This is a genomic window from Stenotrophomonas sp. FW305-3-2-15-E-LB1 (assembly GCF_058787375.1).
Genome location: NZ_JBYSZR010000006.1, coordinates 102,420 through 120,804, shown reverse-complemented (window position 1 = coordinate 120,804; position 18,385 = coordinate 102,420). Strand labels below are relative to the sequence as shown.

Genomic DNA, 18,385 nt, shown 5'->3' with positions numbered 1-18,385 from the left:
GTTGCACACCGGCAGATGCGCAGGATGGACCCAACGCCACACCGGCCGGACCACCCGCGAGGAACGCCATGCTGCATTACGCCGTCATCTTTTTCGTCATCGCCATCATTGCCGCCGTGCTCGGTTTCTCCGGCATTGCGGGCGCCGCCAGCAACATCGCCTGGATCCTGTTCGTGGTGTTCCTGGTGCTTGCCGTGATCTCGATGTTCCGCAAGCGCGGCTAGGCGGTACCGCTTTCTGTAGAGTCGAGCGTTGCTCGACTGCCTTTGTAGAGTCGAGCCATGCTCGATTGATGAAAACGCAGTCGAGCAAGCTCGACTCTACAGAAGCGGGTTACACCAGCGCTCGATCGGCCGCGTGCCGTTCCAGCGCCAGTTCGATCAGCCGCGTGATCAGCGCGGTATAGCCCAACCCGCTGGCGCCCCACAGCTTGGGGTACATGCTGATGCGGGTGAAGCCGGGCAGGGTATTGATCTCGTTGATGACGATCTGCCCCTCAGCGGTGAGGAACACGTCCACCCGCGCCATGCCCGCACATTCCAGCGCCTGGTAGGCCTGCAGCGCGATCTGCTGGATGCGCGCCTGCGCATCGCCATCGATCACCGCCGGCACCACCACGTCCGCGCCATCGGCGTTGATGTACTTGGTGTCGTAGGCATAGAACTCATCGTGCACCACCACTTCGCCGCAGACACTGGCCTGCGGCTGGTCGTTGCCCAGCACCGCGCACTCGATCTCACGGCCGACCACGGCCGTTTCCACCAGCACCTTGTGGTCATGGCGCAGCGCCAGCTGCAGCGCGTCGGCAAACTCACCGGCGTGCTTGACCTTGCTCACCCCCACCGACGACCCCTGGTTGGCCGGCTTGACGAACAGCGGCAGCCCCAGCTGTGCGATCAGTGCCTGCACATCCACGCCTGCGGCCTCGTGGCGGCGGATGCACACCCACGGCGCCACCGGCAGGCCCGCGTCGCGCAGCAGCCGCTTGGCCACGTCCTTGTCCATCGCCGCTGCCGACCCCAGCACCGGCGAACCGACGAAGGGCAGGTTGGCCATGCGCAGCAGCCCCTGCAGCGCGCCGTCCTCGCCCAGCGGGCCGTGCACGATGGGCAGCACCACGTCGATCTGGTCCAGCGCGGTGGATGCATCCACCGGCTGCAGCTGTGCGTGGCCCGCGCCTGGCCGCAGCGCCAGCGCCGTGCCCGAGGGGCGCAGCGCGATGCGCGCCGGGTCATCGGCATGGACCAGGAAGGTATCGGGTTGGCTCAGGTGCCACTGGCCCTGCTTGTCGATGCCGACCAGTACGGGTTCGAAGCGCTCGCGATCGAGCGCATCGAGGATGTTCTTCGCCGACTGCAGCGAAACTTCGTGCTCGGAGGACATGCCCCCGAAGATGATGCCGACCCGGGTCCGTGCCATGGGTGTTGTCCTGTGCAACAAGGCCACACAGCATGAACCTTCCGCAGCCGATCAGGTACGGCCGGGCGCAGGCCACTCAGTCGCCGTTGGGCGCCGCATCGCTCGTGCAGCAGGGTGATCGGCGGAGGGCGGAGCTTTCCATCGGGGCGTCGCAGGGCCTACAGTCATCGCTTTTCCACGGGTGGATCCGGATGATGGAGTGGTCAAAAGGCGGCGCCGAGAACGTTGACCGCTGTCCTGCGTGTGGGGCCACTGCCTTCATGCCTGGCTACACCCGGCGGGACGATCTCCTCAGCATGCCGGACACGTGGGAAATGCCCCGCTGCAGCAGCTGTGCGTCGGTCTTCCTTGCGGTCCGCCCCGACGCCACCTCGATCCACCGCGCCTACGAGGACTACCCGACCCACCATGACGGCGACGCCGATCAGGGGATCCCGTCAGGCGGCATCGTCGGAGCACTCATCCGCGGCTATCTGCAGCAACGGTTCTGCCTGGAGGTGCCGGGCAGGACGCTGCGCGCCGGTCACCTGCTGTTTTCGCTGATCGAGCCGTTCCGCCTGAAGCTGGACCGCTTCGGGCGACATATCCACCTCAAGCGCGGGCGTCGCGCCGACCTGCGGCTGATGGACGTCGGCTGCGGGAACGGCGGCTTTCTCTCGCTCGCAGGCAGGATGGGCATCCAGGCCAGCGGCATCGATCCGGACCCCAAGGCTGCCGCGCTTGCGCAGCGCAAGGGGCTGGATGTCCGCCTGGGAGGCTTCGATCTGCTGGCGGCCGAGCACGAGTGCTACGACATCGTCACGATGAACCAGGTGGTGGAGCACGTCTTCGACCAGCGCGAGCTGCTGTCCAGCTGTTTCGGCGCGCTGAAGAAGGATGGGCTGCTGTGGCTTGCCTACCCGAACCCGGAGGCACTGGGCCTCAAGGTGTTCGGCAGCGCCTGGTGCGCTCTGCATCCGCCGTACCACATCTGCCTGACCACCCAGGCGCAGATGTGCCGGCTGCTCGCGGACGCCGGCTTCAAGGACATCAAGGTCCATCGGCGCGGCACCCATGCCAGGGTCCATTGGCGCGACAGCGCCGCAATCGCGCAGGCCCATGGCATCGCCCTGCCTTCGGCAGGCTTCAGGCATCTCGCGCGGTGGGCCTGCGATGGCTTGGCCACGCTGACGCCGCGGTGGGCGGAAGAGGTCGTCATCACCGCCGTGAAACCCTGAGCGCCCGGTGATGCAGCGGCGGGTGCCGGGCAGCCGCCCGGCCCAAGCCCACCACCCACGCAGGTAGAATGCACGCATGGCTCTCTCCCTGCTCTCGTCCCTCAAGCCGCTCGCCGGCCGCGCCCTGCAGACCGCCCTGAACCGCGCACTGGCGCTGGATCCGGATACCCGGCATGCCCTGGCCAGCCTCGACGGCCGCCACATCGACCTGACCCTGGACGCCCCGTCGCTGGCGATGCGCATCAGCGTCGCTGGCGACCAGCTGCGCGTCGGCCCGGTGGATGCACAGGAAGCCGACCTGGCCGTGCGCAGCAGCCTGGCCGGCGTACTTGCCCAGCTGCCGCTGCTGGCCAATGCGCGCCGCGGCAGCGACAACGGCAAGGGCCGCGTGCGCGTGGCCGGCGATGCCGAACTCGCGCGCCGCCTGCAGCAGCTGGCCAAGGGCTTCGACCCCGACTGGCAGCAACCCTTCGTCAGCGTGTTCGGTGAAGTGCTGGGCGTGCAGGTGGCCAACACCCTGCGCGGCGCCCTGCAGCACGCGCGCCAGGGTGCCATCGACCTGGCCCACAGCGCCGCCGAATTCATCACCGAAGAGTCGCGCGACGTGGTGCCACGTGCCGAACTGGATGCCTTCCACGACGACGTGGACGTGCTGCGCGACGACGTCGAGCGCCTGGGTGCACGCGTGCAGCGCCTGCGGGGTGCCGCATGAAGGCGCTACTGCGGGCCAACCGCATCGGCCGCATCATCCTGCGCTACCGCCTCGACGACCTGCTGCAGGGCACGCCGGCCGAGCGCTGGCTGCGCCTGGCCAAGCCCTTCGTGCCGCGCGCCTCGGCCGGCATCGCCTCGCAGTCGCGCGGTGCGCGCCTGCGCCTGGCGCTGCAGGATCTGGGCCCGATCTTCGTCAAGTTCGGGCAGATCCTGTCCACCCGCCGCGACCTGGTACCGCCGGACGTGGCCAACGAACTGACCCTGCTGCAGGACCGGGTCAAGCCCTTCGATGGCGACACCGCGCGCCGCATCGTTGAAGAGGCGCTGGGCCTGCCGGTCAGCGAAGCGTTCGCCAGCTTCGACACCGAACCGCTGGCCTCGGCGTCGATCGCCCAGGTCCACGCCGCGACCTTGTCCGATGGCCGCCAGGTGGTGGTGAAGGTGCTGCGCCCGGGCATCGAGAAGCAGATCGATGCCGACATCGCCCTGCTCAATTCGCTGGCCGCGCTGGTCGAGCGCACCCATCCTCGCGCCGACAAGATCCGCCCGCGCGAAGTGGTGGCCGAGGTCGAGAACACCCTGGCCGCCGAGCTGGACCTGCAGCGCGAAGGCGCCAATGCCAGCGTGCTGCGCCGCTTCTGGGAGAACAGCGACGACCTGTACGTGCCGGAAGTGATCTGGAGCCACACCGCCGAGCGCGCGCTGACCCTGGAGCGGGTGTGGGGCATTCCGTCCGATGACATCGCCGCGCTGGACAAGGCCGGCATCGACCGCAAGGCGCTGGCCGCCAAGGGCGTGCGGGTGTTCTACACCCAGGTGTTCCGCGACAACTTCTTCCACGCCGATGCGCACGCCGGCAACATCTGGGTCGACACCGATCCGGCGCGCCGCGACAACCCGCGCTTCATCGCGCTGGACTTCGGCATCATGGGCCAGCTCTCGCAGGAAGATCAGTACTACCTGGCCGAGAATTTCATGGCCATCTTCAACCGCGATTACCGCCGCATCGCCGAACTGCACGTGCAGGCGCGCTGGATGCCGGACAACGTGCGCATCGACGATCTGGAAGCGGCGGTGCGTTCGGTGTGCGAACCGTACTTCACCCGCCCGCTGTCGCAGATCTCGCTGGCCGAGGTGCTGCTGAAGCTGTTCCGGGTGGCCCAGCGCTACCAGCTCACCCTGCAGCCGCAGCTGATCCTGCTGCAGAAGACCCTGCTGAACATCGAAGGCGTGGGCCGCCAGCTCGACCCGCAGATCGACATCTGGGCGGTGGCCAAGCCGGTCCTGGCCAGGATCCTGCGCGACCGCTACAGCCCGCGCCGGGTCGTGCGCGAGATCGGCAAGCGCCTGCCGGAAATCATGACCCACGCACCTGACATGCCGCGCCTGGTGCATGCCTGGCTGACCCAGCAGGTGGAAGGCCGCCACGAACTGGCGATGCGCTCGCGCGACCTGGTCACCCTCGATGCCAGCCTGCAGCGCCTGCAGAAGCGCGCGGTAGGGGCGATCACCGGCGTCGGCCTGCTGGCCATCGCCACGCTGATGTACGTGCTGCAGCCGCCCGGCTGGTACTGGGGCGACCTGCCGGTGCTGAGCCTGGGCGCGGCGGCGGTAGGTGCCTTCGCCCTGGCCCGCGCGTGGTGGCGATAAGCACCGCGCTTGCCACCCGCTCTGTTGGGTGACGACCAACGGTCGTCACCTACCGGATTCGCGTGCCGTGTACGCATGGCCCCCCATCACCGATAATCCACCGGTGAGCACCGAACCCGACATCCTCGCCGCGGTCGAGACTGAAACCGCCCCCCTGCAGCTGCTGCACCTGGACGAGCGCCTGGCCGTGGTCAACAAGCCGGCCGGGCTGATGGTCCACGACAGCAAGCTGGCCCGTGGCGAAGACGATTTCCTCGCCGACCGCCTGCGCGAGCAGCTGGGCCGGCCGATCTTCCTGGTGCATCGCCTGGACCGCGCCACCAGCGGCTGCCTGCTGCTGGCCTTCGACCGCGAGACCGCCAGCACGCTGGGCAAGGCCCTGATGGGCGGCGAGGTGAGCAAGGATTACCTGGCCATCTGCCGCGGCTGGCCGGCCGAGGAGGCCTGGCAGGTCGACCACGACCTGGATGGCGGCCCGGGCAAGCCGGTGAAAAAGCCGGCGGTGACCGATTTCCAGCGCCTGGCCACCGGCGAACTGTCGGTGCCGGTGGGCGACTTCGCCAGCTCGCGCTATGCGCTGCTGCGCTGCCAGCCGCAGACCGGCCGCTTCCGGCAGATCCGCCGCCACCTCAAGCATCTCTCACATCACCTGATCGGCGATACCAGCCACGGTGATGGCCGCCACAACCGCAATTTCCGCATGCAGGGCGTGCACCGCATGCTGCTGCACGCCGAGCGCCTGCGTTTCCCGCACCCCGATGGCGGCACGGTGGACGTGCGTGCGCCGGTGGATGGCGAGTTCCAGAAGGCGCTGGACCTGTTCGGCTGGCAGGTACCGTAGGGGTAGCGCCGGGCCGCGCCCGGCGGCTTCTGCGATGAAACGGCCGCGCTTCGCGCTCGCCGGGCATGGCCCGGCGCTACCGCCTCACTTCGCTTCGGGCTCGTTGATGATCGCCTGCATGTCCTTCTCCAGGTCGGCCATCAGCGGCTTCATCTTTTCCTGGATGGCGATCATCACGTTCTGCATCAGCAGCGGGGTCTTGTCCAGCAGGCTCTGCCCGGCCGAGCTCTCGTAGAACTCGGCCATCGCCAGCACGTCTTCCTTGCTGAAGCTCTTCTTGTAGAGATCCACGTACATCGGCCGCAGCTGTTGCCAGGACAGCGCCTTGGTCAGGGTGGCGGTGGTGCGCTGCTGCATGCGCTGCAGCTGCTCGGTCTGCTGCGGGGTGAGCTGGCGCTGCCGGGCGATCTCCTCGAACTGCTGGCGCTGCATCGCCTCCAGCTGCGGCAGCATGCCATCGAGCAGGCTCTGCGCACGCGAGGCGGCCAGCAGGCGGTTGATGTCGGCATCGGTGGGCGCTGCCGCCAGGGCCGGCGCGCTCGCCGCGGCCAGCGCCAGCAGCAGCACGGTACGGCGCAGGGCGGTGGACAGGGCGGGAATGAAGCGGGTCATGCGAAGCTTCCTGCGGTACATGGGACGGCCAGCATACCTGCTGGACAGGCGAAGGCGGCGTGTTCGGTGCCTGATCGGCGGCATACGCCACGCGATGGCAGCCACGGCAACGCGGCTGCCGCTACAATGCGCGGATGGGCAGTGGACCGGTCACCATCAGCGCGCAGCTTGAAATCCCCGACGGCGAGATCGTCGAGCGGTTCGTGCGTGCCAGTGGCGCCGGCGGGCAGAACGTCAACAAGGTCTCCACCGCGGTGGAACTGCGTTTCGACGTGGCCAACTCGCCCTCGTTGCCCGACCCGTTGCGCGAGCGCCTGCTGGCGCGGCGCGACCGGCGCATGACCGGCGAAGGCGTGCTGGTCATCGATGCGCAACGGTTCCGGACCCAGGATCGCAATCGCGAGGATGCGCGCGAGCGGCTGGCGGCCTTCATCCAGGCCGGGTTGAGCGTGCCCAAGCCACGCAAGGCCACCAAGCCGACCCTCGGGTCGAAACTGCGTCGTCTGGACGCCAAACGCGGGCGCGCGCAGATCAAGCGCGGGCGCTCATCACGTGACTGGGAGTGATTGCTTGAACAACCCGACGCCGTTGCTGCCGGCCGTTCCGCCGAGCATGCCGCAGGTCAAACCCAACGCCTTCCTGCGCTGGCTGGCGCGCTGCACGCTGCGCATGGGCGGCTGGAGGGTCACCGGTACCCTGCCTGACGTGCCCAGGCTGGTCTTCATCATCGCCCCGCATTCGTCCAACTGGGACGGCCTGTGGGGCATGGCGGCGAAGATCGCACTGGGCATGAAGGTGAAAGTGCTGGGCAAGGCCTCGCTGTTCTGGTGGCCGCTGGGCCCCCTGCTGCACAAGCTGGGCGTGATCCCGCTGGACCGCAGCGCGCCGCAGGGCACCGTCGGCCAGGCCGTGGACCTGCTGCGCAACAACGAGAAGATGTGGTTCGCCATCACCCCCGAAGGCACCCGCAAGGCCGTGAAGGACTGGAAAGCCGGTTTCCTGAAGATCGCGCGGATGGCCGACGTGCCGGTCCTGGCGGCGTACTTCCACTACCCGGAAAAGACCATCGGCATCGGCCCGCTGTTCCAGCCGACCGGCGATGACGCCGCCGACATGGCCGCCATCCGTGAGTTCTACCGGCCCTGGATGGGCAAGACCCGCGGCACGGTCTGAGCCGGCCACGGCCGGCAACCGAGGCGCCACGTCCGGCACATGCCGGGCGAGCGTGACAGGAGTAGGGTGGAGGGCTGGTATCCCATACCGTCCGCCCAAGGAGCGTTTTACATGTCGCGTACCGTAGTCCTGGCCGCCGCCATCAGCCTGGCGCTGGCGGCCTGTTCCGGCAAGGAGTCCACCCCCGTGTCCGAAGCACAGAAAGCCCCGGCCCAGCAGCCGGCCGAAGCCTCCACCAACCCGCTGCTGAGCGCCAGCACGCTGCCGTTCCAAGCGCCGCAGTTCGACAAGATCAAGGACAGCGATTACACGCCGGCCTTCGAAGAAGGCATGCGCCAGCACCTGGCCGATGTCCGCAAGATCGCCGACAACGCCGAGCCGGCCACCTTCGACAACACCATCGTGGCGATGGAGCGCAGCGGCGAGACCCTGAACCGCGTGTCGCGCATCTTCTTCGGCCTGGTCCAGGCCGATGGCACCGAAGCGCGCCAGAAGATCCAGGAAGACATCGCCCCGAAGCTGGCCGCGCACCAGGACGAGATCAACCTCGACCCGAAGCTGTTCGCCCGCGTGAAGTCGCTGTACGACCAGCGTGACACGCTGGAACTGGATCCGGTGCAGAAGCGCCTGGTCGAGCATTACTACGACGGCCTGGTGCGCGCCGGCGCGCAGCTGTCCGACGCCGACAAGGCGAGCCTGCGCAAGCTCAACGTCGAAGAGACCACCCTGTCCACCCAGTTCCACACCCGCCTGGTGGCTGCAACCGCCGCTGCGGCCGTGGTCGTCGATGACAAGGCCAAGTTGGCCGGCCTGGACGAGAACGCGATCAACAACGCGGCCAACGCCGCCAAGGATCGCAAGCTGGATGGCAAGTTCGTGCTGCCGCTGCAGAACACCACCCAGCAGCCGGTGCTCGGCTCGCTCAGCGACCGCGACCAGCGCGCGGCCGTGCTGAAGGCCTCGGAAACCCGCGCCGAGCGTGGCGACAAGAACGACACGCGCGAGACGGTGCAGCGCCTGGCCCAGCTGCGCGCGCAGAAGGCCAAGCTGCTCGGCTTTGAAACCTTCGCCGATTACCAGCTGGGCGACCAGATGGCCAAGACCCCGGCCGCGGCGCTGAAGCTGCTGACCGACACCGTGCCGGCCGCCACCGCCAAGGCGCGTGCCGAAGCCGGTGAGATCCAGAAGGTGATCGACGCCCAGAAGGGTGGCTTCCAGGTCGCCGCTTCCGATTGGGACTTCTACGCCGAGCAGGTCCGCAAGGCCAAGTACGATCTGGACGAGTCGCAGGTCAAGCCGTACTTCGAACTGGACAACGTGCTGCAGAACGGCGTCTTCTACGCCGCCACCCAGCTGTACGGCATCACCTTCAAGCCGCGCACCGACATTCCGACCTACAACCCGGACATGAAGGTGTACGAAGTGTTCGACAAGGACGGCACTTCGCTGGCCCTGTTCTACACCGACTACTTCAAGCGTGACACCAAGTCCGGCGGCGCCTGGATGGACGTGTTCGTCGAGCAGGACGGCCTGACCGGTGCCAAGCCGGTGGTCTACAACGTCTGCAACTTCACCAAGCCGGCCGATGGCCAGCCTGCGCTGATCAGCTTCGACGACGTCACCACCATGTTCCATGAGTTCGGCCACGCCCTGCATGGCATGTTCTCGAACGTGAAGTACCCGTCGATCGCCGGCACCGCCACCTCGCGCGATTTCGTCGAGTTCCCCTCGCAGTTCAACGAGCACTGGGCGCTGGACCCGAAGGTCTTCGCCAACTACGCCAAGCACTACAAGACCGGCGAAGCGATGCCGCAGGAACTGGTCGACAAGATCCTCAAGGCACGCAGCTTCAACCAGGGCTACGCGACCACCGAGTACCTGTCGGCCGCGCTGCTTGACCTGGCCTGGCACACGCAGAAGGCCGATGCCCCGCTGCAGGACGTCGGCGCCTTCGAAGCCAGCGCGCTGAAGAAGTTCAAGGTCGACCTGCCGCAGGTGCCGCCGCGTTACCGCACCACCTACTTCGACCACATCTGGGGCGGCGGCTACTCGGCCGGTTACTACGCCTACTTCTGGGCCGAAGTGCTGGACCATGACGCCTACCAGTGGTTCACCGAACACGGTGGCCTGACGGCGGCCAACGGCCAGGAGTTCCGCGACAAGATCCTCTCGCGCGGCAACAGCGTGGAACTGTCGACCCTGTACCGCGATTTCCGCGGCAAGGACCCGTCGGTGGAACCGCTGCTGAAGTTCCGCGGGCTGAAGTAAGAAAGCGAAAACGGCGGGGGCAACCCCGCCGTTTTTCGTTGTGTAGAGCCGAGCCCACGCTCGGCTGATGTTTCCTGGAAGGGCAGCCGAGCATGGGCTCGGCTCTACAAACCGCGTTACGTTCCCACGTGCACGCGATTGGCCTGTTCGGCCAACCCAAGGTGATCCAGCGCGATGTCCAGCGCCAGAACGTAACTCTGCGCACCGTAGCCGGCGGCGATGCCCAGGCGTTGGCCGACACCGGCCGGCAGGCACGGTTCGGCAACCGCACCGTCGTCATGTACTTCCACGTAGGCGTTGTGCAGGTACGGCAGCAGGCGCTGCAGGCGCAGGCTGTTGGCACACGCGCCCGGGTCGAGCAGCGTCACCTCGCCGCGGCTGTGGTCGGCCACGCGCAGTGCATCCAGCAGTTCCTGTTCCGAGCCGCAGGCGCGGATGGCCACGCTGGTGCCGGCGTCGATCGCGCGGTGCACCAGTGATTTCAGCACCGGCGCCGGCAGCGGCATCGCCGTGCGGATCAGGGAGCCGGCGGCTTCCGGGCCACGAATGATGAAGATCGACATGGCTCAGCCCTCCTGCGCCAGGCGGCGGCCAACGATGGCCAGCGACAACGGGTAACCGGCCTGCTGGCTGCGCTGGTCGACCACCACCGCGGCCGGACCGTGCTGCAGGCGCAGGCGCGCCTCCAGCCCCGGTTCGCTGCGCGACTGCAGTTCGATGTACTGCGCTGGCAGTCGTTCCAGCGCCGCCTGCAACGCGCCGCCCTCGGCCTGCCACTGCGCCTCGTCGGCCGCACCGACATCCAGCAGTACCCAGTCGGCCGCGCGCGCCTGCGGTTGGCACAGGCAGTGGCGCACTTCGGACAGGCTGGCGCAGTCGCTGCACAGCACGCGATGGCCGCTCAGCTCTGCCGGCAGCTGCGGGCGCGGTGCCGGCGAAGACGCGTGGCGGATCACCAGGAGGGTCATACAACACCTTGTGGAATGCGCCCTGTGGCGCGGTGGGCACACGATGCGCGCGGTGCCCGTAAAGGAGCGATGCCCGTTGCCGGGGGCGCGCGTAAAACCTGCGTAACCCGTGCGGGAACCTCGCGGGCCTGCCTGTGGTCTGATAGCGCTACCGCCTACCCGGAACCTGCCATGGACGCTGTCACCCGCCCCCCGTTTGCCGAACGCGCGCTCACCTGGCTGAAGAAGGAAGCGCTGCCGTTGCTGGTCATGCTCGGCCTGCTTGCCGCTGCCCGCGACACCCTGGCCAACCACTACGTGGTGCCCAGCGGCTCGATGCAGCCGACCCTGCAGCCCGGCGACCGCGTGGTGGTGGACATGCGCGCCTACGGCCTGCGCCTGCCGTTCACCAGCCAGCAGCTGCTGGCCACCGGCACCCCGCAGCGCGGCGAAGTGGCCGTGTTCGATTCGCCGGCCGATGGCACCCGCCTGATCAAGCGCGTGGTGGCCGTGGCCGGTGACCACGTGCAGCTGCGCGGCGGCCACCTGGCCATCAACGGCCAGCCGCTGCAGATCGCCGACCTGCGCGACACCGAAGCCTTCGGTGAGCGCCAGGCCCAGCTTGACCTGGACATGGGCGGTGGCCCGGACATCGGCGACATGGTGGTGCCGGACGGCAAGCTGCTGGTGCTGGGCGACCATCGCGGCAACAGCTTCGATGGCCGCTTCTTCGGCTTCGTCGACGCCGGCAAGGTCTATGGCCGGGCCGTGGCGATTTACTACCGCAGCGGCGATGGCTTCGAATGGAAGCACCTGTAAGCTGAATTGATACGTCCTGCATATCGATCCTGACTCATCAGGTTATGGATCGACTGGATCGAGGGGCCTACGCTGGTCCCCGTACCCCCACGCCGGCCGCCCCCACGGCCCTTCGATCCCATGACTGGCGAAACTGCGGCGTCCCTCAGCGGCCGCCCCCGCACTTCTGATTCCGTTGTCGACACCCGCATCCAGCAGGGCACCCCGGCGTTTCGGCGCACGGCGGTCGCGCTGTTCCTGGCGGGGTTCTCGACCTTCGGCCTGCTGTACACCGTGCAGCCCCTGCTGCCCGAGTTCAGCCGCCACTTCGGGGTGTCTGCCGCCGGCAGCGCGATGTCGCTGTCCCTGAGTACCGGCACCCTGGCCGTGGCCATGCTGCTGGCCGGCCTGCTGTCCGATGCGATCGGCCGACGGCCGATGATGATCACCGCGCTGATGGCCTCGGCCCTGCTGTCGCTGTGCACCGCGCTGGTCGATGACTGGACCACCATGCTGGTGCTGCGCACCCTGCTGGGCCTGGCGCTGAGCGGCGTGCCGGCGGTGGCGATGACCTACCTGGTGGAGGAAATGGACAGCCGCGCGCTGGGCCTGGCCATGGGCCTGTACATCGGCGGCAACGCCATCGGTGGCATGAGCGGGCGCCTGCTCGCCGGCATCATCGCCGACCACTGGGGCTGGCGCTGGGGCATCGGCGTGGTCTCGATCATCGCCGTGGCCAGCACCGTGCTGCTGTGGCTGCAGCTGCCGCCGTCGCGGCACTTCCAGGCACGCCGCGGCGGCCTGCGCCAGCTGCCCTCGCGCTGGCGAACGCTGTTCGCCGATCCGGGCCTGCCGTGGCTGTTCGCCACCTCGTTCGTGCTGATGGGCGTGTTCGTCACCCTCTACAACTACCTGGGCTACCACCTGCTGGCGCCGCCGTACCACCTCAGCCAGACCGTGGTCGGCCTGATCTTCAGCGTGTACCTTGTCGGCACGTTCAGCTCGGCGTGGATGGGCCAGCAGGCCACCCGGTACGGGCGCGGCCGCGTGCTGACCATCGCCTTCGGCCTGATCGGTGCCGGCATCGTGCTGCTGTCGATGCCGTGGCTGACCACGATGGCGCTGGGCATCGCCCTGGTCACCTTCGGCTTCTTCGGTGGCCATTCGGTGGCCAGCAGCTGGGTTGGCAGCCGTGCCGGCTCGATGCGTGCCGAAGCCTCGGCGCTGTACCTGTTCGCCTATTACCTGGGCAGCAGCGTGCTCGGCGCCGTCGGCGGCCTGGCCTATGCCGCGTGGGATTGGCTGGGTGTGTGCCTGTTCACCGGCGTGCTGACCGTGCTCGGCGGCGGCATCATCTGGGCCCTGCAGCAGCGCGCCCCGCAGCCGGTCACCGCCTGACACCCGCCGGGCATGGCCCGGCGCTACCCGTGTGATGCGGCGGTAGCGCCGGGCCGTGCCCGGCGAGCGCGCAGCGCGGCACATCACCCCTCGGCAAACGCCCCGCGCAACAACCCGGCGAAATTGCGGATCAACGGCGTCACCCCTTCGCGGTGCCAGGCCAGCTGCACTTCCGAATGCGCCCCGGCATCGGCCAGCGCCACGAAGCGTGCGCCCTCCACCCGGATGTGGTCGCACGAGGAGGGCAGCACCGCCACGCCCAGCCCGGCGGCCGCCAGGCTGATCAGCGTCGATGCCTCACCGGCCTCCTGCACGATGCGCGGGGTGAACCCCGCCGCCGCGCACAGCGCGATCATGTGGTCATGGATGCCAGCCCCGGCACTGCGGCGGAACGCCACGAACGGCTCCTGGGCGAAATCGCGCAGCGCCAGCGTGCCCTGCTTCGACAGGCGGCGCAGGGCAGGGTGGTCGGCGTGCACGATCAACGCCAGCGGATCGACGAACAGGCTGTGCGCCACCAGTTCCGGCGGCAGCGCGCGCTTGCGGATGATGCCCACGTCCAGGCTGCCATCGAGCAGGGCATCGATCTGCTGCAGGGTGTTCATTTCGCTCAGCTGCAGGCGCACCTGTGGGTACTGCTGGCGGTAGTGCAGGATCGAACGCGGAATCTGCGGCGACAGCGGCGTGGCCCGGGTCAGGCCGATATGCAGCTCGCCCTGTTCACCGCGCTGCGCGCGCTGCACCTCGTCCACCGCCGTTTCCACCTGCTGCACGATGGCCCGCGCACGTTCCTGCAGCAGCTCACCGGCGGCAGTGAGCTGCACGCGGCGATGGCTGCGCACGAACAGGCGCGCCCCGATCAGTTCCTCCAGCTGGCGGATCTGCTGGCTGAGCGGCGGCTGCGACATGCCCAGCCGCTCGGCCGCCTGGCCGAAGTGCAGCGTATCGGCAACGGCGAGGAAGTAGCGCAGGTGGCGGAGTTCGATGGACATGGGGCCAGTTTATTCATCGTCAGCCGGAAATGAATCAGAGATGGGATCCGATCCCGTGCCGACCAACGGTCGGCACCCACCAACAGCAGCTGGCACCGCCATCCACGGATAGCCCGCTGTTGCTGTTGAGGTTGCCGGCCAGCGGCCGGCACTACCCAGATACCCCTACCGCTCGGAATGCCCGCTCTGGTCGTAATCGCGCGGGCTGAACAACTCCGGCTGGATCAGCTCGATGAACGCCCGCGCCTGCGCCGACAACGCCTTGCCCCGCCGCACGATCACCCCGTAACTGCGCTCGGGGAACCAGCGCTTCATCGACCGCGCCGCCAAGCGCTCATGGTCGCTCTCATGCAGGCACAGCGCCGGCACGATGGAAATGCCCATGCCCATCGCCACGTACTGCTTGATCACCTCCCAGCCGCCCACTTCCAGCGCCACGGTGTAGGCAATGCGGTGGCGCTGGAACACCTGGTCCACCAGCCGGTAGGTGATCTGCCGCTTCGGCGGCAGCACCAGCGGGTAGCGCGCGATGTCGGCCAGCTCCAGCTCGCCGCCGCTGGCCAGCGGATGGTCGTGTGGCGCGATCAGCACCTGCTCGAAGCGGTAGGCCGGCGCATAGGTCAGGTCTGCGGGTACGTCGGTCATCGAACCGATCGCCAGGTCCGCCGCGTCCTCGCGCAGCAGGTCGGTGCCATCGGCGCTGATCGCGTTGTGCAGGGTCAGGCGCACGTCCGGGTGGTGCAGGCGGAAGCGTTCGACGATCTTCGGCAGCAGGTACAGGATGGTCGAGCTGTTGGCGGCGATGTTCAGCTCGCCCGCGTCCAGCCCGCGCACCTTGTCGCGGAAGCGCGCTTCCAGCCCGTCCAGGCTTTCCACCAGCGGCTGCGCCATTTCATACAGCACCTGGCCTTCGCGGCTGGGCACCAGACGCCGCCCGCTGCGCTCGAACAGCGGCACCCCCAGCTCGCGTTCCAGTGCCTGCAACTGCAGGCTGATGGCAGGCTGGCTGACGAACAGCGCCTCAGCGGCCCGTGAGACCGAGCCCAGGCGCACCGTCTGGCAGAACGCCCGGAGCGGCTTCAGCCGGTCGGATTTGTAGGAAAAACGCGGACTTGGCGGGCTGCGTGTGGTCATGGCGTCATAAGTATTAGCACAACTTATGTACAACATTGCAAAAACTGTTTTGCCAAATACTCCGCCCGGGCGTCACTTTGGGGGTGTCCCCCAACCGCTGGAGTCGCCCCATGTCCGCCGTCGCTTCCGCCGTTCCCCCCACCTCTGCCAAGGCCACCCCCGGCATCGCCCTGGCGACCCGCGTGGCCGGCCAGGAGACCGTGCTGCCGGCACCGCTGCTGGCGCTGCTGGTCTCGCTGCACCGGGCGGTGGAACCGGGCCGGCAGGCGCGGCTGCAGGCCCGCCGCGAGCGCCAGGCGTTCTTCGACCAGGGCGGCCTGCCGGACTTCCGCGAAGACACCGCCGCCATCCGCAGCGGCGACTGGCGCGTGGCGCCGCTGCCGGCCGCACTGCAGGACCGCCGCGTCGAGATCACCGGGCCGACCGATCCGAAGATGGTCATCAACGCGCTGAACTCCGGCGCCAAGGTGTTCATGGCCGACTTCGAGGATTCCACCTCGCCGACCTGGCGCAACCTGCTGGCCGGGCAGCAGTCGCTGGCGGCTGCCGTGCGCGGCGATCTGGAATTCACTGCGCCGGCCGCCAACGGCAAGCCGGGCAAGCACTACTCGCTGCGCCCCTTTGAGGAACAGGCGGTACTGATCGTGCGCCCGCGCGGCTGGCACCTGGACGAGAAGCACGTGCGCGTGGATGGCCAGTTCATCGCTGGCGGCCTGTTCGATGCGGCGGTGTTCGCCTTCCACAATGCCCGCGCGCTGCAGGCCAAGGACCGCGGCCCGTACTTCTACCTGCCCAAGCTGCAGAGCATGGAAGAGGCCGCCCTGTGGGAGACCGCGCTGTCGCACATCGAAGGCATGCTCGGCCTGCCGCACGGCCAGATCAAGGTGACCGTGCTGATCGAAACGCTGCCGGCGGTGTTCGAGATGGACGAGATCCTGCACGCCCTGCGCGAGCGCATCGTCGGCCTGAACTGCGGGCGCTGGGACTACATCTTTTCCTACCTGAAGACCTTCCGCCGCCACGCCGACCGCGTGCTGCCCGAGCGTGGCCAGGTGACCATGACCCAGCCGTTCCTGAAGGCCTATTCGGAACTGCTGATCCAGACCTGCCACCGCCGTGGCGCGCATGCGATGGGCGGCATGGCCGCGCAGATCCCGATCAACAGCGATGCGGCGGCCAACGAACAGGCCATGGCCCGGGTGCGTGCCGACAAGCTGCGCGAGGTGAGCGCTGGCCACGACGGCACCTGGGTCGCGCACCCGGCGCTGATCCCGGTGGCGATGGCCATCTTCGACGAGCACATGCCCACCGCCAACCAGCACCAGGTGCTGCGCCAGGACGTGCGCGTGGGCCGCGATGAACTGATCGCGCGGCCGCCGGGCAGCATCACCCGTGCCGGTTTCGAGGGCAATGTCGAAGTCTGCGTGCGCTACCTGGCCGCGTGGCTGGACGGCAACGGCTGCGTGCCCATCCACCACCTGATGGAAGACGCGGCCACCGCCGAGATCAGCCGCAGCCAGCTGTGGCAGTGGCTGCACACGCCGGGCCAGCAGCTGGACGACGGTACCGCCATCGATCTGCCGCTGCTCGACACCGCCCTGGCGCAGCTGCCGGCGCGGCTGGGCGATACCCGCGCACTGCCTGGCGGCGCCCGCATCGGCGAGGCCATCGCCCTGCTGGGCGAACTGAGCCGCAACGACGACCTGACCGATTTCCTGACCCTGCCGGCCTACGCACGTATCGACTGACCGCATCGTCCCTGCTGCCCCAAATCCATCCCAGCCGGGCAGCGCCCGGCTCTACAACACCGAACTGGAGAAAGACATGAGCACCCTGCCCACTGCCGAACAGATCCAGCACGACTGGGACACCCACCCGCGCTGGGAAGGCATCCAGCGCAACTACAGCGCCGCCGACGTGGTGCGCCTGCGTGGCACCGTCCACATCGAGCATTCGCTGGCCCGGCTGGGCGCGGAAAAGCTGTGGAAATCGCTGCACGAGCGCGAGTTCGTCAACGCGCTGGGCGCGCTCACCGGCAACCAGGCCATGCAGCAGGTCAAGGCCGGGCTGAAGGCGATCTACCTGTCCGGCTGGCAGGTGGCCGCCGATGCCAACCTGGCCGGGCAGATGTACCCGGACCAATCGCTGTACCCGGCCGACTCGGTGCCGGCGGTGGTCAAGCGCATCAACAACACCCTGCTGCGCGCCGACCAGCTGCACCATGCCGAAGGCAAGGATGACATCGACTTCCTGCAGCCCATCGTGGCCGATGCCGAGGCCGGTTTCGGCGGCGTGCTCAATGCCTTCGAGCTGATGAAGGCGATGATCGAAGCCGGTGCCGCCGGCGTGCACTTCGAGGACCAGCTGGCCTCGGTGAAGAAGTGCGGGCACATGGGCGGCAAGGTGCTGGTGCCGACCCGCGAGGCCATCGAGAAGCTCAACGCCGCGCGCCTGGCCGCCGACGTGCTGGGCGTGCCGACCCTGCTGGTGGCGCGCACCGATGCCGAAGCCGCCGACCTGCTGACCAGCGATATCGATGGCAACGACCAGCCGTTCACCACCGGCGAGCGCACCGTGGAAGGCTTCTACAAGACCCGCAACGGCCTGGACCAGGCGATCAGCCGCGGCTTGGCCTACGCGCCCTATGCCGACCTGGTGTGGTGCGAGACCGGCAAGCCGGACCTGGAGTTCGCGCGGAAATTCGCCGAGGCGATCCATGCGAAGTTCCCCGGCAAGCTGCTGGCCTACAACTGCTCGCCCAGCTTCAACTGGAAGAAGAACCTGGACGACGCCACCATCGCCAAGTTCCAGCGCGAGCTGGGCAGCTACGGCTACAAGTTCCAGTTCATCACCCTGGCCGGCTTCCACGCGCTGAACTACGGCATGTTCAACCTGGCCCACGGCTACGCGCGCCGCCAGATGAGCGCGTTCGTGGAACTGCAGGAAGCCGAGTTCGAAGCGGCCGAGCGTGGCTTCACCGCGGTCAAGCACCAGCGCGAAGTCGGCACCGGCTACTTCGATGCGGTCACCCAGGCCATCCAGCAGGGCCAGTCCTCGACCACCGCGTTGACCGGCTCGACCGAAGAAGAGCAGTTCCACGGCGGCCGCAGCGAACGCGCCGCCTGAGCCAACCTCGGACCCGGTAGTGCCGGCCGCTGGCCGGCAGCCCTCGACCCGGTAGTGCCGGCCGCTGGCCGGCAAGCTCTCCGAACAGCCGGCCAG

The 18,385-nt window shown here is 68.2% G+C and carries 18 protein-coding genes; 12 read left to right on the top strand and 6 right to left on the bottom strand.

Going from position 1 to position 18,385, the window contains the following annotated elements; all coding sequences use genetic code 11:
- The first annotated feature begins 68 nt into the window (after positions 1-68).
- Positions 69-224, top strand: coding sequence for a DUF1328 domain-containing protein (locus AC3WL7_RS06735; RefSeq protein WP_004153593.1), 156 nt, complete (start codon positions 69-71; stop codon positions 222-224).
- 109 nt (positions 225-333) lie between these two features.
- Here the strand turns inward: AC3WL7_RS06735 and ddlA are convergent, their stop codons facing one another.
- Complete coding sequence (gene ddlA, locus AC3WL7_RS06730) at positions 334-1,419, bottom strand: D-alanine--D-alanine ligase (RefSeq protein WP_492749749.1); 1,086 nt, start codon at positions 1,417-1,419, stop codon at positions 334-336.
- A 32-nt stretch (positions 1,420-1,451) separates the two neighbouring features.
- Here ddlA and AC3WL7_RS06725 point away from each other — a divergent pair, with 32 nt between their 5' ends.
- From AC3WL7_RS06725 to AC3WL7_RS06710, 4 genes are all read left to right on the top strand, one after another.
- Positions 1,452-2,636 carry a class I SAM-dependent methyltransferase gene (locus tag AC3WL7_RS06725; protein ID WP_492749748.1) on the top strand — a complete coding sequence of 395 codons (1,185 nt, stop codon included), beginning with the start codon at positions 1,452-1,454 and terminating at the stop codon, positions 2,634-2,636.
- A gap of 76 nt (positions 2,637-2,712) precedes the next feature.
- Positions 2,713-3,348 (top strand): ubiquinone biosynthesis accessory factor UbiJ, encoded by a 636-nt coding sequence (locus tag AC3WL7_RS06720; RefSeq protein ID WP_283220981.1) that lies wholly within the window; start codon positions 2,713-2,715, stop codon positions 3,346-3,348.
- Positions 3,345-5,000 (top strand): ubiquinone biosynthesis regulatory protein kinase UbiB, encoded by a 1,656-nt coding sequence (gene ubiB, locus AC3WL7_RS06715; RefSeq protein ID WP_079224801.1) that lies wholly within the window; start codon positions 3,345-3,347, stop codon positions 4,998-5,000. The genes AC3WL7_RS06720 and ubiB overlap by 4 nt, the downstream gene beginning before the upstream one ends.
- 103 nt (positions 5,001-5,103) lie before the next feature.
- Positions 5,104-5,841 carry a pseudouridine synthase gene (locus AC3WL7_RS06710; RefSeq protein ID WP_492749745.1) on the top strand — a complete coding sequence of 246 codons (738 nt, stop codon included), beginning with the start codon at positions 5,104-5,106 and terminating at the stop codon, positions 5,839-5,841.
- A gap of 84 nt (positions 5,842-5,925) precedes the next feature.
- Here the strand turns inward: AC3WL7_RS06710 and AC3WL7_RS06705 are convergent, their stop codons facing one another.
- Entirely contained in the window at positions 5,926-6,453 is a 528-nt protein-coding gene (locus tag AC3WL7_RS06705; RefSeq protein ID WP_079224805.1) for a DUF2059 domain-containing protein, read from the bottom strand.
- Between the two features lie 134 nt (positions 6,454-6,587).
- Here AC3WL7_RS06705 and arfB point away from each other — a divergent pair, with 134 nt between their 5' ends.
- The 3 genes from arfB (at position 6,588) to dcp (ending at position 9,894) form a co-directional block, all read left to right on the top strand.
- Complete coding sequence (arfB, locus tag AC3WL7_RS06700) at positions 6,588-7,019, top strand: alternative ribosome rescue aminoacyl-tRNA hydrolase ArfB (RefSeq protein WP_049429794.1); 432 nt, start codon at positions 6,588-6,590, stop codon at positions 7,017-7,019.
- A gap of 4 nt (positions 7,020-7,023) precedes the next feature.
- Entirely contained in the window at positions 7,024-7,626 is a 603-nt protein-coding gene (locus AC3WL7_RS06695; protein ID WP_492749744.1) for a lysophospholipid acyltransferase family protein, read from the top strand.
- Positions 7,627-7,737: 111 nt separating this feature from the next.
- Positions 7,738-9,894 (top strand): peptidyl-dipeptidase Dcp, encoded by a 2,157-nt coding sequence (gene dcp, locus AC3WL7_RS06690; RefSeq protein ID WP_079224807.1) that lies wholly within the window; start codon positions 7,738-7,740, stop codon positions 9,892-9,894.
- Between the two features lie 116 nt (positions 9,895-10,010).
- On the opposite strand, the gene AC3WL7_RS06685 is transcribed toward dcp, so the two are convergent.
- Together AC3WL7_RS06685 and AC3WL7_RS06680 are read right to left on the bottom strand one after the other, a co-directional pair.
- Entirely contained in the window at positions 10,011-10,457 is a 447-nt protein-coding gene (locus tag AC3WL7_RS06685; RefSeq protein ID WP_079224808.1) for a 3-dehydroquinate dehydratase, read from the bottom strand.
- A gap of 3 nt (positions 10,458-10,460) precedes the next feature.
- Positions 10,461-10,862, bottom strand: a complete 402-nt coding sequence (locus AC3WL7_RS06680) for a hypothetical protein (RefSeq protein ID WP_108745709.1) — start codon at positions 10,860-10,862, stop codon at positions 10,461-10,463.
- A 171-nt stretch (positions 10,863-11,033) separates the two neighbouring features.
- Here AC3WL7_RS06680 and lepB point away from each other — a divergent pair, with 171 nt between their 5' ends.
- Both lepB and AC3WL7_RS06670 read left to right on the top strand, forming a co-directional pair.
- Positions 11,034-11,660: a signal peptidase I gene (gene lepB, locus AC3WL7_RS06675; protein ID WP_079224810.1), complete on the top strand. Its 627-nt coding sequence runs from the start codon at positions 11,034-11,036 to the stop codon at positions 11,658-11,660.
- A 120-nt stretch (positions 11,661-11,780) separates the two neighbouring features.
- Positions 11,781-13,037: an MFS transporter gene (locus AC3WL7_RS06670; protein WP_492749743.1), complete on the top strand. Its 1,257-nt coding sequence runs from the start codon at positions 11,781-11,783 to the stop codon at positions 13,035-13,037.
- A gap of 83 nt (positions 13,038-13,120) precedes the next feature.
- On the opposite strand, the gene AC3WL7_RS06665 is transcribed toward AC3WL7_RS06670, so the two are convergent.
- Positions 13,121-14,029, bottom strand: a complete 909-nt coding sequence (locus tag AC3WL7_RS06665) for a LysR family transcriptional regulator (protein WP_079224812.1) — start codon at positions 14,027-14,029, stop codon at positions 13,121-13,123.
- Positions 14,030-14,194: 165 nt separating this feature from the next.
- Entirely contained in the window at positions 14,195-15,163 is a 969-nt protein-coding gene (locus tag AC3WL7_RS06660; RefSeq protein ID WP_079224813.1) for a LysR family transcriptional regulator, read from the bottom strand.
- A gap of 110 nt (positions 15,164-15,273) precedes the next feature.
- Between AC3WL7_RS06660 and aceB the strand changes: the two genes are divergently transcribed.
- Positions 15,274-16,911 carry a malate synthase A gene (gene aceB / locus AC3WL7_RS06655; RefSeq protein WP_492749741.1) on the top strand — a complete coding sequence of 546 codons (1,638 nt, stop codon included), beginning with the start codon at positions 15,274-15,276 and terminating at the stop codon, positions 16,909-16,911.
- A gap of 76 nt (positions 16,912-16,987) precedes the next feature.
- A complete protein-coding gene (gene aceA / locus AC3WL7_RS06650) occupies positions 16,988-18,289 on the top strand; it encodes an isocitrate lyase (RefSeq protein WP_108745712.1) in 1,302 nt (433 codons plus the stop codon).
- The last annotated feature ends 96 nt before the right edge of the window (positions 18,290-18,385 follow it).